Source organism: Candidatus Afararchaeum irisae (genome assembly GCA_034190545.1).
GTDB lineage: Archaea > Halobacteriota > Halobacteria > Halobacteriales > Afararchaeaceae > Afararchaeum > Afararchaeum irisae.
In genome coordinates, this window is sequence record JAXIOF010000027.1 from 39,392 (window position 1) to 53,808 (window position 14,417).

Below are 14,417 nucleotides of genomic sequence, written 5' to 3' on the forward strand. Positions count from 1 at the left end.
CGGTCACACCAGACGCCTTTTATCCGTGTAGTGCTACTCTCGAACAAGAATGTGCGACGACAGCGACCATGACCACAGCCGTGTTCACGGTCACAGTAGGACTTCCGATCTCACCTCGTCGAATCAGAGTCGACGCCGTTTTCTCCTGAGCGTAGGTGCCACGGCGACCGCGGCGACGGCGGGCTGTCTCGGCTTAGGCGGCACCGCAGAGGCTCCCGATCCGATATCACTCGAAAGTAGAGACCATATCTGCGAGCTCTGTGGCATGGTGATACCGATGCATCCCGGTCCTATTGCCCAGATATTCTACAAGGATCACAAGCCCGACGGTCCACCGCCGAAGGACAACCCCGCTCGTTTCTGTTCGAACTGGGAGGCGTTCAAGTACGAGTACAACCACGAGAACAGGGGATGGAACTCGACGGCTTTCTACACGACGGATTACTCGTCGGTCGACTACGAACTCTACGAAGAGGGCGACGACACGTATATTACCGCACATTTCGAGCCCGAGACCTTCGCCGACGCGACCGAGCTAACCTACCTCGTCGGCTCCGACATCAAGGGAGCGATGTCTCGCGACCTCATAGGCTTCTCCGAAAAATCCGAGGTGGAGAAGCTTCAGACCGAGTACGGCGGCGACATAATGGAGTACGGCGACGTCAGTATAGAGACAGTCGGTGTTCTGGAGAACTCGTATCGGTGATTTGTCAAAATGGGATCGTGGGTTCACTCACTTGGTTCGCTTACGCGCCGAGCAGGATTTGAACCACGGTCACTACACTCCCTGGTTCAAATCTGTCGCCCCTCACTCGCTAAAAGCTCGTTCGCGCCGAGTATGGTCGAGCAAAGCTCGACTGACTCGCCGCTCCTTTCTTTTAACTCCAATACGCGCCGAGCAGGATTTGAACCCGCGAACCTGCTGGTCCGAAGCCAGCCGCTCTGTCCAAACTGAGCTATCGGCGCATCACAACTCTATACGTAAAATTCCCCGATAAGGGTTCTGGTCTGGTTGGAGGATTAGTTTAACTTTAGAGGAGTTTCTCTCTTAGCTCTTCTATGTATCCCGAGTTGGGGCTCAGACGGAACTCAAACTGATCGTCAGGATGTCGGTAATCGAGCAACTCTCTCCACGTGAAGTCGTTGCCGTACTTACGTGTAAATCCGGATGTAATACCTGCGAGAGCCTGTCCTCGATCCGACACGCGAAGACCGTGTTTTTGCTCTATCCTCTGGCGTATCTCCTCATTCAGGCTCCAGCCGTCTTCTTCGAGGAGGACACGTAAGAAGGCTTCCTGTAGGTCAGATAGATCCTTGAAGAAACCGTCGGGTAATTCACGTCCCTCGTCTGCGTCTCTCAGACCTCCTTTGGGGTCTATACTCCATTCTTCGAGAGCGTAATTTACTACTCTGTCTTCTCTTTCTTCGATTTCCTCGCGTCCGAAGCTACCGTACTCCGTGAGTACCTGTTGGACTCTCAGGGTTGACGAGGCATATGCCTTCTCTCCATCTTCCGAGGAAGTCTTTTTCTTCTCGAAGGGCAGGTCACCGTAGGAACTGTTCCAGTATCTGCTTGCGACTGTGAGATTCCCAAGCCGGTGTATGTTGTCCTCGAAGTCGTCTCTCAGACTCTCAGGTATATCCTCACGGCTTAGGTTGCGGGCGAGAATATGTTCGACCTCAAAGTCAGCCGAGAGGATGGTCTGGAGATCGCGCTTTGGGTTCTCGCCCCAGTCTATGTCGAGACTGCGTCCGTAATGGTAGAAGAGATACTTGATGTCCCTGCTAGACATGGTTTCGTAGAACTCGGGATCACGGAGTTGACGCTCAAACCTATCGTCGTCGACGTATCTTCGAGTGATGGATCTAAGACGGTCGATCACATTTTCATACGGGTACGAGTCATCTGAATAGACCGAGTGTGCGAGACTAACGAGCTTTCCGCGTCCTGTGTCTGACCGCCTGCCGTCGACAGCGTACATACGAAAGACGAGAGTTTCACACGCTCGAACGATCTCCGCCATCTTTTCGGGATCATCATCTCCGAACCTCATCTGGGATGCCATCAGAACCGGAAGCACGTTAGCGACCCGACCGAGCGCGAGAAGACGTCTGATACTGGAAGACAAAAATAAATAAAGATTGAATACAGTCTTCTCGGAAAACGTCGGATACGTACCCGTGTTATTCCCGGTATCCGACTTATAGGAAAAATTCATATTCACGTTCTTTTGTCCTTCAGTATGAGCCGGGTCTCAACACCTCCGGGACGCTGTGAAGGACGGAAGAGAGAAGCAAATGCGGAAGACGCTTCACGCAGGTTACGAGTATACTCGTCAATTTCGTCCTGTACTGCGTCGTGTTCTCCACTGCGGTACTTCTCCCTGAGACGTGACTTGAGACTGTCAAGACTGGAGAAGTACTCGTCGGGATCATACCCGTCGTAGATCCCCCAGTGGAAACGCTGTACGCTGTCCTCGGTAAACTCGCTGACTCTGTCGTGTCCATTCGTCAGTACGAAGAGTTCGTGGTAGATACTTCCGAATCTCTGTCTTATCCTCTCTTCCAACCCACCATCATCTCCCGAACGGTCGTCCATATACATCAGGAAGCTCTTCGTCTTGTCGAGAGAGGAGAGGGGCTTTCCCCGGTCGTTTAAGCTCTCGAAGACAGACGCGGCTTCTGAGGCTTCGTCTATCTCGACGACGTTGAGGGTGCAGTCGTACCTTAGCCTCTCCGAAAGATCCTTGACAGTAACGTCCTCCGGAAGACCCTCGAACTCCGACTCGAAGAAATCGCGAGCACGCTCCAGACGTTTCTGTGACGGTGTCTCGGGCTCTAAACTCGAACTCCCAAAGAGACTGTCACGGAAGAACTCCTTATCTTGATCCTGTGGCATGAGACGGGGTCGTCTGTCAACCGGGAATATGAGTCTGTCCTTTTCGACGGTCTCTGCGACTACATCGTCGTACCGTGTCGCTACGTCGAGAAGTATGAGTGCCGTCGTGAGACGTTGTTGACCGTCGACGACATCGTACCTGTTCAGGCGACGACCCCTGTCAGTTTTATACTGATCGTCGTGTCTGTCGAGTATGACATTTCCGAAGAAATGCGTGGAGTCATCGGGGAGATAACGCAGGTCGTCGATCAGATCCTCTAACTGAGATCTCTCCCACGAGTAGCTTCTCTGATAAGAGGGAATGTCGAAGAGACCGTCTTTGAAGAGCGACGACAGTGTCTCCGTTCGCGTTTCCATACGAGAAGTTTACACTGTGTATTTATTAATAGTGTCCACGGATGAGAGGTCAAGACCTAACCAGAACAGCGACACCGCTGTCGAAGTCACGCATCTCGACCGCCGAGAGCTCGGCGCGTCCCGTGGTCACGAGTTCATCGTCGGGTCCTGTGACCAGAACTTCATCGCGCGCCCTTATCTCGTCGTCGACGTCGGTCACGAACTTCGCGAATCCGTTTCTGCCGTCTTCGAGGTACGGAATGCTCTCGTCTCCGAATCTGACACGTAGCTTCGGCGGTTCGAAAGCCTCGTGGAGTCTCTGGGCACCCTCGAAGCTGAGTGTGAACTTTCCGTCGTTCTTGAGAGTCGCTATCCTCTCACCGCCTTCCTTGACCTGGCGTATACGTCCGCTCTTCGACGTCGTGAACTCGGAGTCGTCGGAGAAGAGGATGTCTCCCGCTTTCCTGCCGAACTGGTAGTCGGCTATCGTCTTCGCCGTCTCGAGGTTAGCCATAGGTACAAGAGGTCGACGGTGTGTAATCGCTTTTTGGTTTGTCGATGGAAAGGAATACGAACAGGAACAGGAACAGGTTTTTCGTCGTCAAGATGGTTGGATTGGACATGATAACCTCGGAAAGGATGTCAGTCGTCGACGCTAACGCCGAGTACCTCGGCGTCTCAGCGGATAAGCTGATGGAGAACGCCGGAGCCGGAGTCGCACGCGCTGTCGAGAGGGTCACGATGGGGAACCCCGAGAAGGAGATCACCGTCTTCGCAGGAAAAGGAAACAACGGAGGCGACGCATTCGTCGCGGCTCGTTTCCTACAGGAGTACGACCCGAAGGTCTACCTTCTGGGTAGGTCGTCGGGTATACACACCGAGACTGCGCGCGACAACTACGAGGCGCTCGTCGGGAGCGGCGTGGATGTCGAGGAGGTCAGAGACTCGTCTCAGGTTCCCGATGTAGACGCCGACGTGGTTCTCGACGGTGTTCTCGGAACAGGTGTCTCAGGCGGTCTGCGTGAACCCGTGTCTACTGCGGTCGAGGCTATCAACTCCTCAGACTCCGAGATCGTGAGTGTCGATATCCCGACAGGTGTCGACCCCGACACGGGAAAGGGGAGCGAGAGGGTCGAAGCCGACACCGTAGTTACCTTCCACGACTTCAAGCCCGCACATACCGAGATCGACGCCAACGTCGACGTAGTCGACATAGGCATACCCGACGCCGCCGAGGAGTTCGTCGGAGAAGGAGACCTCCAGTTACTCGGACGTGACCCTGACAGCCACAAGGGTGACAACGGAAAAGTACTCGTCGTCGGAGGAGGTCCCTACACCGGCGCGCCTACTCTCACAGCGACCGCGGCTCTGAGAGCGGGCTGCGACTGGGTGACTGTCGCGGCTCCCGAGTCAGTCGCCGAGACTGTACAGTCGTACTCGCCCAACCTCATAGTACGTGAGTTAGACGGCGAGAGGCTGAGTCCCGAAAACGTCGAGTACGTCTCCCAACTCGCAGACGGACACGACACCGTCGTAGTCGGACCGGGTCTGGGTGACGCCGACGAGACTGTCGAAGCAGCCGCCGAGATACTCCGAGAGGTAGAGTCAGCGGTCGTCGACGCCGACGCTATACGGTCACTGAGTCAAGTAGAGACGTCGGGGAAAGAAGTCATAGCCACCCCCCACGCCGGAGAGCTGTCGTCACTCGGGGTCGATGTACCGGATTCGTGGGAGAAGAGAAAGGACGTCGTCGAGAGATTCGCTGACAAGGAGGGTATTACGGTTCTCCTCAAGGGGCGTTACGACGTAGTCTCCGACGGTGAGACCACACGTGTCTCACGTACAGGAAACCCGGGGATGACAGTCGGAGGTACCGGAGACGTCCTCGCGGGTGTATGTGGCTTCCTTCTTTCTGAGTTAGACAGCCTAGACGCCGCGGGAATAGGAGGCTTCGTCAACGGCAGGGCGGGAGACCTCGCGTACGAAGACGAGGGAAACGGTCTCGTGGCGACCGACGTCGTCGAGTGCCTACCGGAGGCGATGCGACAGTATAATTAAGCCTGTGGCGCAACAACCAACATGACAGTTATAGCCGGTCTTACGTCAGGCGAAGGCGACGCCCTCTTCGACCTACTTGACCGTATAGAGTCAGGGACTCTCGACGCAGAGCTCGCGGGGGTCGTCGGTGACGGCGAAGTCGAGGCTCTCGAAACAGCACGTGAGAGAGGAATAGAGGCAGAGGCGGTTCCGAAAGACGGCGACTCGAAGGAGGAACACGAGAGACGTATAGCCGATGTGATCGACGGCTGGGACGCCGACGTAATCGCGCTCGGCGGCTACATGCCGATACTCTCACCCTACTTCACCCAGAGGTACGAGGGACAGATACTCAGCTCACATCCTTCTCTCCTACCCGCCTTCAACACGACACAGCCGTGGAAGGACGCCCTCGAAGCCGGAGTCGAGGTCACCGGTGTCACGGTTCATTTCGTGACCGACGAGATCGGCGAGGGTCAGATTCTGACACAGGAGCCTGTCCGCGTACGTCCCGACGACGACCCCGAGAGTCTCAGGAGACGTCTCGAAGACGCTGAGAGACGTGCGTATCCGAGGGCTGTACGTCTCTTCGACGAAGTCGAGTTCGAGGACGGAAAGGTCGTGCGTCCCAACGAGTCGGATTCGGAGTCGGGCTTCGGAGACACGATGCTCAAGTCGTGGGAGAAGGAGTCAGACCTGAGGTACGGGGAGAATCCCCATCAGGACGCCGCCTTCTACCGTGACGAGAGCTTCGAGGGCGCGAGCATCGGAAACGCAAGACAGCTCGGCGGTAAGGAGATGTCGTACAACAACATGAACGACACAGACGCCGCGCTCTCGCTCGTACGTGAGTTCGACAGACCCGCGGCGGTCGTCGTCAAGCATACCAACCCTTGTGGAACCGCAGTCGCTGACACGGTCTCGGAGGCGTACGACAGGGCTCTCGCGACCGACGAGATGAGTGCCTTCGGCGGAATAGTTGCACTCAACAGGGAGTGTGACGCCGACACAGCCGAAGCGGTAACAGACTCCTTCAAGGAGGTCGTAGTAGCACCGTCGTACACCGACGATGCCCTGGACGAACTCAGGACAAAAGAGAGTCTGCGTATACTCGAAGTCGGCGATCTCGGGGGCGAACGCGATGACCTCGACATAAAGAAGGTCGAGGGTGGCGTCCTCGTACAGGACAGGGACGACAGGGTCGTAACGAGGGGAGACCTTGAGATTCCGACTCAGAGGGAGCCGACCGAGGAGGAGATAGACGCGATGCTCTTCGGATACACGGTCGTCAAACACGTCAAGTCGAACGCGATAGTCCTAGCTGACACCCACGACGGCGTGAGCGAGACAGTAGGCGTAGGCGCGGGTCAGATGTCACGTGTCGACTCGGTCAGGATAGCACGCGACAAGGCGGAGAAGCCCGTCGAGGGATCGGTCTTAGCGAGCGACGCCTTCTTCCCGTTCCGTGACAACATAGACGAAGCCGCCGACGCGGGGGTCGAAGCCATAATTCAGCCCGGCGGATCGGTCAACGACGACGAGGTCATAGAGGCTTGTGACGAACACGGCATAGCGATGGCTCTCACAGGATTCAGGTGTTTCCGCCACTGACGGAGACCATTTTCGACCACCACTCTACAGATGTAGTAACCCTTATATCTGTGTAGTACTACATCCGTAATATGAAACGTGTCGAGGACACCGAGGGAGCTACACAGAGACAACAGGACATCCCCCAGGCGTCAGCCGACGAGGCTAAGGAACTCGTCGAATCCGACGACTACTTCGTGCTCGACGTCAGGAACCCCGACGAACACGAGGAAAAGAGGATACCCGGAACAGACCGTCTGGTTCCCGTCAAGATAATCGACGGAATGGTAGACAAGATAGACGCCGACAGCCTACTCGTCTACTGCAGAAGCGGGTCGAGAAGCATGAGAGCGTGCAGACAGCTAGTCGACGGAGACTTCGACGAGGTCGTCAACCTCGACGGAGGAATAAACGGCTGGATCGACGACGGCTTCGAAGTCGAACGCGGAAGCTAAGTCGGTCTTATTTTCTGAATTTCCACATAAATTCGGCTTAATACACGTCCGAACAACCCCTATGTAAATATTAATATATAGGCACCCATATACTACGGAAACAGGGTGTTTAATATTGTCAAATTCGGACATTACATTCGACGAGTCATTTAACAGAATGAGGGGGCTGACGGGGGAGATAGAACAGTTCCTTTCACTTATAAATACGAAGCCTAGCCTCGAAAGGGTCGACCCGGTGGAGGCTCTCGAAGAGGGATTCTCCGAGGTCAAGGGAGAGTCGACGGAGACGGAAGCGGAGGTCTCAGCCGACGGAGGTAGGGAAGACGAAGCCACCGACATACTCGCCGACAGAAGACTTCTCAAACATCTCTTCGTCTCAGTCTTCCGGTTCGCCGACAGGGAAGACAGAAGCGACGTCTCTGTCGAGATAACCGACGGCAGCCTCGTTATCCGTGACCCGGGACTCCCGTCTTCTATTCCCTCAGGAGCATGGGAGCCGGGTTATAGCTCGGGCTCAGGGGGTTCGGGTCTCGCAGTCGTGAGACAGGTCTGTGAGACACACGGCTGGGAGATATCTGACTCTGGCTCTGACTCTGACTCCGACGTAGGTGTCCTTAGGATAGACAACCTACTCATACCGAGGATCGATCCCGAGTAGCAGTAGCTTCCAAAAAGACTTTATACACGTACTACTATGTCTGTAGTAGCACCGGTCAGTTCCCCCCATTTCCCCCACCATACCTAAGCTGAGCCGGTGTCACCCCTATCCATACGTTTTTCCCTACACTTGTAACCACCTTTTAATCACCTTTTAACCAAGTCAGTCCCTCCAGTCGTCGGCATCTCTGCTGTCACGTATCTTCCCCTTGGCGTGTCGGGGCATGGGCCAGAGCGCGAGTGCCACGGCTGCGGAGTAGACACCGAGGACTCCGAGGACTACGGCTGTTCCGGGAACACGAGAGACGGAGGCTGATTCTAAAGCAGAGACGTTCTCTGGTGTGAAGGCGGTGACCCTGAGAGCCCACGATCCGACTAAGAGTGTTAGAATAGGGAGGTAGACACGTCTGAGACGCCGTGAGAGAGCCTCGACGAAGGGTATCTTCGCCGCGGGCTCCCTCAGGTCGTCGCTCAGAAGAGTTCTCCATCTCTCGTTCTCGACGCCCTCGGGGTCTATGGCGTTCGCGAAGACGTTCTCCTCAAGCATCCTGACACGTGACCGCCAGACGTCGTAGGTTCTGTAACGGCGTGCCTCGACTACGAGGAAGACCAAGACGGCTACCACGCCTCCGAGGAGGACATAATGCGGGTTGTCGGGACTCGAAAACCCCCAGGTCAGTAGGGTCGCTGTCACGACGACAGCCCAGTTGGTCGTCCTGTCGAGACGTGATCTCCAAGCAGTCGCTCTTCCCAGCTCTCCCCTGTAGAAATGTCCCATGAGTCCGAAGAACTCGGAGGACTCCTCGGCTGCCTCGGCTCCTATCTCGCGCTCCTCGGGTGACGAGGGGTCAAAAGAGTCGGGGTCAGGGTCAGAGTCTTCCATCCCTCCTCTAGTACGCCTTCTACTCCTTATCTCTGCCGGCGAGATGGGGAGATTTATACTCGGTTAAGTTAACACACAATCATGAGCTTCTACTACAGACATCCGAAGGTCAAGGTGTCTTTCGGAAGAGGAGAGAGGTCTTGGGCGGGAAAGCTGGCGTCGAAACACGGCGAGAGGGCACTCGTCGTCACGGGGAAGTCGGCTATGGAACGTCTCGGCTTCCTCGAGGAGCTTTACGACAGCCTTGAGGAGAACGGCGTAGAGGTCGTCCACAGTTTCAACGACATACGTCCCAATCCCGAGGTTCGCGACGCCGAGAAATGTGCTCGGTCGGTCTGGGACGACGACATAGACGTCATAGTCGCACTCGGAGGCGGAAGCGTGATGGACACCGCGAAGGGAGTCAACGTCGCCCTGTCTAACTGGGACTCGCCCGACGAGGATCTCTGGGAGTACGTCTCTGGAGAGACGAGGATAGAAGAGTATAACCTGCCTCTCGTGGCTATAACCACGACTAGCGGAACCGGAAGCCACGTCAACACGGGCGCAGTCCTTGCCAACGACGAGATAAACGCGAAGCCCGCCTTCGGACACACCGACATGGCTCCCGACAACGCGATAGTCGACCCCGAGATAATGGATCACCTACCCCCCGAGGTCACAGCCGCGAGTGGCTTCGATGTCTTCGCACACGCGAGCGAGGGATACGTGGCGGGAGGCGAGCATCCGATCTCCGACCTGTACAGCATAGAGGCTATGGAGAAGGTCGCTAACTCACTCGTAGCCGCGGTAAATAACCCGACCGAGGAGGCGAGGGACGAGATGGCACTCGCCGACACGCTCGCCGGAGAGGCTCTCGCGTCGAACGGCACTGTTCTCAACCACGCACTCGCCCACTCGATAAGCGGACACGACCCCGATGTTGCCCACGGTCAGGCACTCGCCACGATCACTCCCGCGGTGATACGTTACAACGTCGAGAACGGCGACGACAGGACGAGACAGAGGTACGCCGAGATAGCACGTATACTCGGAAAGGACATCGACGGCGGCGGAAGGAAGGACGCCCTCAAGGCAGCCGAAGCGGTTGAGGAGCTAAGGGCTGAGATAGGTCTCGACAGGAGGATAGACGACTTCGACGTCTCGAAGGACGAGATAGACGATATGGTCTCGGAGGCGAAGACCTGGCTCAAGGGGGCGTGGAACCACAACCCCGTCGAAGTCACCAAGGACGACGCGAAGGCGATATACGACGAGGCGTGGTAGTCAGGGCTAGGAAACTTTATTTAGTCGGAGATCCTAGACCGACTGCCTCCCAAACCGAAAAACAATCAGGAGGTCTGGAGAAAACCATGGAAGTCAGACAGATTGCTGAGGAACTACACGACAGATTTTCAGGAGACGTGTCGGTTGACGAGATAGAGGAGAGTCTCGACAGCCTCATAAACGAGTACCAAGTCCCCGAGGACGAGGCACGTCGGAGCGTCATAAGCAGATACTCCGACGGAGAGACGGAGACCCAGTCTCAGACAGCCGAGGTGACCAGGATAACAGAGATCGACGAGCCCGAGGACTGGATCACAGTCGAGGTCGAGGTCGTCGACCTCTGGGAACCCACGAGCGACTCGGTAGGACAGGTGGGTCTGATTGGTGACGAGACCGGCACGATCAAGTTCACGGCGTGGGCGAAGAGCGACCTTCCCGAGTTAGACGAGGGCGAGACATATAGGCTCGAAAACGTCGTGACCGACGAGTACCAAGGACGTATGAGCGTCAAGCTCAACTCGTCGACAGAGATAGAAGAGATCGACGACGAGATAGAGGTCGGCACAGCCGAGACCGAGGTCAAGGGTGCTCTCGTCGACATACAGTCGGGAAGTGGTCTCATAAAGAGATGCCCCGTCGAGGGCTGTACGCGTGTCCTCCAGAACGGACGGTGTGCAGAACACGGAGAGGTCGACGGTGAGTTCGACCTACGTGTCAAGGGAGTCATAGACGACGGAAAAGAAGTTCACGACGTCATATTCGACAGAGAGATGACCGAAGACCTGACAGGAATCACGATGGAAGAGGCGAAACAGAAGGCGATGGACAAACTCGACACGAGCGTTGTGACCGACGACATACATGAGATGCTCGTCGGACGGTACTTCAGGGTCAGCGGAAACGAGATAGGAAGATACCTCCTCGCTAACGACGCCGAGAAGCTCGAAGACGAGACAGATACCGACGCACTCCTTATAAGGGCGCGGTCAGTAGGAGGTGGTTCGGATGAGTGAGACAGAGATAAGACGTGAGGTCGCACGCCGCGTATTCGCACGTGAGTTCGGCGACGCCTCCCACACGTTCAAGGAGAGCGACGACGACCGTGCGCCGACCTACCTCCTGCTTCCGACGGGCGAGAAGGCGAACCGTGTCTTCGTCGTGGGTACTCTCACAGAGAAGGAAGACATAGGAGAGGACTCGGAGTACTGGAGAGCGAGGGTCGTCGATCCCACCGGAACCTTCCTCGTCTACGCGGGACAGTACCAGCCCGAGGCAGTCGACGCCCTGCGTGAGATAGAGCCTCCCGAGTACGTCGCCGTCGTGGGCAAGCCCAACACCTACGAGCCCGACGACGAAGACAGTGAGACAGACGCTGGTGAATCTGAAGGTTCGCCTGCAGACGAAAACGAGAGTTCTCGGGACGTTATAACCTCGATACGCCCCGAGTCGATCAACGTCGTCGACGCCGTGACACGTGACAGATGGATAGGCGAGACCGCCGAGAGGACTCTAGACAGGATAGAGGGCGACGGAGAAGAGAAAGAGATGGCTCGTGAGATCTACGGCGACGGCACTTCTAGGTACACCGACGTAGTCGTAGACGCACTCGAAAGCCTCGAATAGGGATATATCTTTTTCGACCTGATACTCAAGGACAGAAGAACCTGAATACGGAATCGGTCTGAAAGAGAGATACCGATGCTAATTCGGATACAGTATCCAATTTTCTCAGACAGGTCTGTATTCAGTCTCTAATTATTTCTGTCCTTGAGTATGAATTTGGGTCTAACTTAGGGTCGAGTTGGTAGGTATCTCGGAAAAGAGTATTTTATACCCGAGACGTCGTACCGTACGATGACCTCGACACGTTCCAGTATACAGAGCCACATAGCCGAGAACCCGGGTGTCTACTTCAGCCAGATAGTCCGGTCTCTTGACCTCGCTCCGGGTCAGGTACAGCACCATCTCAGAAGTCTACGTGACGACGACGACGTTATCGAGGACTCGATAAGGGGATACACGCATTACTACCCCGAGACGTACGACGGCTGGGAGAGGGAGACGCTCGCCTTCCTCAGACGTGAGACGGTGCGTGACATACTCTTCGTAATAATCGAGGAGGAGCCCAACGCGAATCCGGTCGAAATAACAGACGAACTCGGTATAGCGAGGAGCACGCTCGAGTGGCACCTCGACAGTCTCGTCGAGAGAGACATAGTCGAGAAGAACAGGGAGATAGGCGGCGGCGTCGGTCTGAGTCTGTCACATCCCGAGAGAACCCACGAGCTTCTAGAGGAGGTCTCGCCGTCTCTGAGCGACAGACTCACTGACAGGTTCATACGTGCTTTCGACCAGATCTGATTTCTGTGTAACTATGAATGACCGGAATTTATATGGTCTCTTCCGACACGAGTAGTAAAGGATGCGCCAGCTGTTGTGGTGGATTATCGGCGGGTCGCGGGGAGGTAGGAACCGTCTGCGCATCATACGTGCCTTACACGACCAGCCGATGAACACCAACCAGCTGTCGAACGAACTCGACCTTGACTACAAGACGGTACAGCACCATCTTGAGATGCTTGAGGAAAACGACATACTGACTACTCAAGGGGGCAACTACGGCAAGATGTACTTTCTGACCGACAGGATGAGACAGAACCTAGACATACTCGACGAGGTGGCTCGTCAGGCTGACCTCGAAAACGTAGATGTAGATGTAGATGTAGGTGATCAGGATGACTGACGACGAAGCTACGGACGCTGAGAACCACGATGACAATGATCCGGAGGAGACGGGCGACCCCGGAGGCGGCAGGACATTCACCCCTCTTACCAAGACTGCTGGGGTAGTAATAGTCTCGGTCACCGTGGCTCTCGTGATCGGGTTCGCCGTGCCCGGAATACTCGCTCCCGACGAGAAGATGAGATACGTCCCTGACTTCATAGTCCTCCTCGTCCAGATTAAGATATTCATAACCACGTTCAATCTTCTCCTTCTCCTCGTTCTCGCGAGGTCGTACGTCAGAATCTACCGTGACCTCCCGAATAAGTACACGAGGAGTCTCATAATCCTGAGCATCTCGCTCCTCCTCTATGCGTTTACCTCCAACCCTCTCATCCAGATACTTCTCGGACTCCATCCCGAGCCCAACATAGGTGCTTTCGCGTTCCTCTCCGACTTCTTCATCGGGATAGCGATAGTCGTCCTCTTCTACCAGAGCGAGGCTTGAGCTACTCGTATATCCGATCATCAGTCATTCCTTGGTACAAGTCCTTGGTCGGCTATTTTCTTCGCTCCACTCAGAAAAGTAGCGGGAGGTAGATTTGAACTACCGATCTGCGGGTTATGAGCCCGCCGGAATCTCCTGGCTATCCCATCCCGCTACATATCCGTATGTCGATTAGCTGTTTAAGGATTGCGGTATGGCTGGCGTATCACCTACCTCGGCGTTCACGCCGAGGTTTGTCGGTGAACTTCACAAGATCTTCGATCTTGTGGATTGTGAAATCAGAGATTTCACAACTCCCGGTCTATCCACTAGACCGTGGAAGGCGAGTACTCGCCATTCCCGTTCAACGTCCCCGACTTGAGGGCGAGGTGATAGGTTGCCCCTCCAGAACCAGACTTGCGCCGGTTCTGGATGTATTTGTCTGCAATGTTTCGCGCCGCGTTGTAGTCGCTATGTAGCTCTTTGCCGCACTTCTGACAGGCAAAGTCGTCACCGTCACGGTTGTCTTCGTGCGTGAAGCCACACCCCGTCTCAGAACACCGTTGACTGGTGTAGGCTGGATGGACTGACTCGACGGCGATTCCTTCGCTACGGGCTTTGTACGTCGTCTGGCGTTTCAGTTCGTTGAACGCCCACTGTTGGAACTTCGAGGAGTTCGAGATGCGTTCACGGATGTTCTCTAAGTCCTCGAACACAATGGTCGTGCAGTTCTGAGAAACAGCCTCTTTGACCAGTTCCTTCGATGCTTGGTGCAAGAAGTCCTCTGACCAGTTGGAGAAGGTGTCACCGATGGACTGGATAGTGAGGTGTGCGCTTCGTGTGCCTTGCTGTTGGAGACGGGCGCGGCGGCGTTCGTACTCGCGGCGTTTATGATTCAGCAGGTCGGCGTTCCCGATGAACGCGCCTGTGCTAGTGACTGCGAGATACCCGTCCACGTTCCGGTCTACGCCGAGAACGGTTGATTGGTTCTCGGCTTCTCCCGACGACTCGTCGCGTTCCTTCTTGACGAAGACGTGGAGATAGTAGGTATCAGTCTGGTTGTCGTAGCGGAGTTTCGCGCCCTG

The 14,417-nt window shown here is 55.7% G+C and carries 16 protein-coding genes and 2 tRNA genes; 11 read left to right on the forward strand and 7 right to left on the reverse strand.

The window, feature by feature from the left end; all coding sequences use genetic code 11:
* The first annotated feature begins 49 nt into the window (after window positions 1-49).
* Window positions 50-706 carry a nitrous oxide reductase accessory protein NosL gene (locus tag SV253_03840; protein MDY6775197.1) on the forward strand — a complete coding sequence of 219 codons (657 nt, stop codon included), beginning with the start codon at window positions 50-52 and terminating at the stop codon, window positions 704-706.
* A gap of 184 nt (window positions 707-890) precedes the next feature.
* Here SV253_03840 and SV253_03845 read toward each other — a convergent pair.
* From SV253_03845 to SV253_03860, 4 genes are all read right to left on the reverse strand, one after another.
* Window positions 891-966, reverse strand: a tRNA-Arg gene (locus SV253_03845).
* A gap of 65 nt (window positions 967-1,031) precedes the next feature.
* Complete coding sequence (locus SV253_03850) at window positions 1,032-2,129, reverse strand: HNH endonuclease family protein (GenBank protein MDY6775198.1); 1,098 nt, start codon at window positions 2,127-2,129, stop codon at window positions 1,032-1,034.
* 92 nt (window positions 2,130-2,221) lie between these two features.
* The gene (locus SV253_03855) at window positions 2,222-3,256 is read right to left on the reverse strand and encodes a DUF262 domain-containing protein (GenBank protein MDY6775199.1); all 1,035 of its coding nucleotides are present in this window, start codon (window positions 3,254-3,256) and stop codon (window positions 2,222-2,224) included.
* 49 nt (window positions 3,257-3,305) lie between these two features.
* Window positions 3,306-3,749 carry a PUA domain-containing protein gene (locus SV253_03860; protein MDY6775200.1) on the reverse strand — a complete coding sequence of 148 codons (444 nt, stop codon included), beginning with the start codon at window positions 3,747-3,749 and terminating at the stop codon, window positions 3,306-3,308.
* Between the two features lie 107 nt (window positions 3,750-3,856).
* Between SV253_03860 and SV253_03865 the strand changes: the two genes are divergently transcribed.
* From SV253_03865 to SV253_03880, 4 genes are all read left to right on the forward strand, one after another.
* A complete protein-coding gene (locus tag SV253_03865; protein ID MDY6775201.1) occupies window positions 3,857-5,293 on the forward strand; it encodes an NAD(P)H-hydrate dehydratase in 1,437 nt (478 codons plus the stop codon).
* A 21-nt stretch (window positions 5,294-5,314) separates the two neighbouring features.
* Complete coding sequence (gene purH / locus SV253_03870) at window positions 5,315-6,883, forward strand: bifunctional phosphoribosylaminoimidazolecarboxamide formyltransferase/IMP cyclohydrolase (GenBank protein MDY6775202.1); 1,569 nt, start codon at window positions 5,315-5,317, stop codon at window positions 6,881-6,883.
* A gap of 71 nt (window positions 6,884-6,954) precedes the next feature.
* Window positions 6,955-7,317, forward strand: coding sequence for a rhodanese-like domain-containing protein (locus SV253_03875; GenBank protein MDY6775203.1), 363 nt, complete (start codon window positions 6,955-6,957; stop codon window positions 7,315-7,317).
* 157 nt (window positions 7,318-7,474) lie between these two features.
* Window positions 7,475-7,975, forward strand: a complete 501-nt coding sequence (locus tag SV253_03880) for a hypothetical protein (GenBank protein MDY6775204.1) — start codon at window positions 7,475-7,477, stop codon at window positions 7,973-7,975.
* Between the two features lie 162 nt (window positions 7,976-8,137).
* Here SV253_03880 and SV253_03885 read toward each other — a convergent pair whose 3' ends face one another.
* Entirely contained in the window at window positions 8,138-8,857 is a 720-nt protein-coding gene (locus SV253_03885; GenBank protein MDY6775205.1) for a DUF2270 domain-containing protein, read from the reverse strand.
* An 81-nt stretch (window positions 8,858-8,938) separates the two neighbouring features.
* Between SV253_03885 and SV253_03890 the strand changes: the two genes are divergently transcribed.
* The 6 genes from SV253_03890 to SV253_03915 all read left to right on the forward strand — a co-directional run bounded on the left by SV253_03890 (window position 8,939) and on the right by SV253_03915 (window position 13,353).
* Complete coding sequence (locus SV253_03890; GenBank protein ID MDY6775206.1) at window positions 8,939-10,123, forward strand: iron-containing alcohol dehydrogenase; 1,185 nt, start codon at window positions 8,939-8,941, stop codon at window positions 10,121-10,123.
* 86 nt (window positions 10,124-10,209) lie between these two features.
* A complete protein-coding gene (locus SV253_03895) occupies window positions 10,210-11,136 on the forward strand; it encodes a replication factor A (protein ID MDY6775207.1) in 927 nt (308 codons plus the stop codon).
* Window positions 11,129-11,746 (forward strand): DNA-binding protein, encoded by a 618-nt coding sequence (locus SV253_03900; GenBank protein MDY6775208.1) that lies wholly within the window; start codon window positions 11,129-11,131, stop codon window positions 11,744-11,746. Before SV253_03895 ends, SV253_03900 begins: the two co-directional genes overlap by 8 nt.
* A gap of 231 nt (window positions 11,747-11,977) precedes the next feature.
* On the forward strand, window positions 11,978-12,484 hold the full coding sequence (locus tag SV253_03905) for an ArsR family transcriptional regulator (GenBank protein MDY6775209.1): 507 nt from the start codon (window positions 11,978-11,980) through the stop codon (window positions 12,482-12,484).
* 61 nt (window positions 12,485-12,545) lie between these two features.
* The gene (locus tag SV253_03910; protein MDY6775210.1) at window positions 12,546-12,866 is read left to right on the forward strand and encodes a winged helix-turn-helix domain-containing protein; all 321 of its coding nucleotides are present in this window, start codon (window positions 12,546-12,548) and stop codon (window positions 12,864-12,866) included.
* Complete coding sequence (locus SV253_03915) at window positions 12,859-13,353, forward strand: hypothetical protein (protein MDY6775211.1); 495 nt, start codon at window positions 12,859-12,861, stop codon at window positions 13,351-13,353. Before SV253_03910 ends, SV253_03915 begins: the two co-directional genes overlap by 8 nt.
* A gap of 79 nt (window positions 13,354-13,432) precedes the next feature.
* Here SV253_03915 and SV253_03920 read toward each other — a convergent pair.
* Window positions 13,433-13,507: transfer RNA gene (locus SV253_03920), tRNA-Met, on the reverse strand.
* Window positions 13,508-13,661: 154 nt separating this feature from the next.
* The coding region (locus SV253_03925) for a transposase (GenBank protein MDY6775212.1) at window positions 13,662-14,417 on the reverse strand (756 nt) is incomplete at its 5' end.

What these genes read in the sequence shown, in the direction of transcription:
- SV253_03840 (MDY6775197.1), top strand. Translation starts at nt 50, where the DNA reads ATGTGCGACGACAGCGACCATGACCACAGCCGTGTTCACGGTCACAGT.
- SV253_03855 (MDY6775199.1), bottom strand. Translation starts at nt 3,256, where the DNA reads ATGGAAACGCGAACGGAGACACTGTCGTCGCTCTTCAAAGACGGTCTC.
- SV253_03860 (MDY6775200.1), bottom strand. Translation starts at nt 3,749, where the DNA reads ATGGCTAACCTCGAGACGGCGAAGACGATAGCCGACTACCAGTTCGGC.
- SV253_03865 (MDY6775201.1), top strand. Translation starts at nt 3,857, where the DNA reads ATGATAACCTCGGAAAGGATGTCAGTCGTCGACGCTAACGCCGAGTAC.
- purH (MDY6775202.1), top strand. Translation starts at nt 5,315, where the DNA reads ATGACAGTTATAGCCGGTCTTACGTCAGGCGAAGGCGACGCCCTCTTC.
- SV253_03875 (MDY6775203.1), top strand. Translation starts at nt 6,955, where the DNA reads ATGAAACGTGTCGAGGACACCGAGGGAGCTACACAGAGACAACAGGAC.
- SV253_03880 (MDY6775204.1), top strand. Translation starts at nt 7,475, where the DNA reads ATGAGGGGGCTGACGGGGGAGATAGAACAGTTCCTTTCACTTATAAAT.
- SV253_03885 (MDY6775205.1), bottom strand. Translation starts at nt 8,857, where the DNA reads ATGGAAGACTCTGACCCTGACCCCGACTCTTTTGACCCCTCGTCACCC.
- SV253_03890 (MDY6775206.1), top strand. Translation starts at nt 8,939, where the DNA reads ATGAGCTTCTACTACAGACATCCGAAGGTCAAGGTGTCTTTCGGAAGA.
- SV253_03895 (MDY6775207.1), top strand. Translation starts at nt 10,210, where the DNA reads ATGGAAGTCAGACAGATTGCTGAGGAACTACACGACAGATTTTCAGGA.
- SV253_03900 (MDY6775208.1), top strand. Translation starts at nt 11,129, where the DNA reads ATGAGTGAGACAGAGATAAGACGTGAGGTCGCACGCCGCGTATTCGCA.
- SV253_03905 (MDY6775209.1), top strand. Translation starts at nt 11,978, where the DNA reads ATGACCTCGACACGTTCCAGTATACAGAGCCACATAGCCGAGAACCCG.
- SV253_03910 (MDY6775210.1), top strand. Translation starts at nt 12,546, where the DNA reads ATGCGCCAGCTGTTGTGGTGGATTATCGGCGGGTCGCGGGGAGGTAGG.
- SV253_03915 (MDY6775211.1), top strand. Translation starts at nt 12,859, where the DNA reads ATGACTGACGACGAAGCTACGGACGCTGAGAACCACGATGACAATGAT.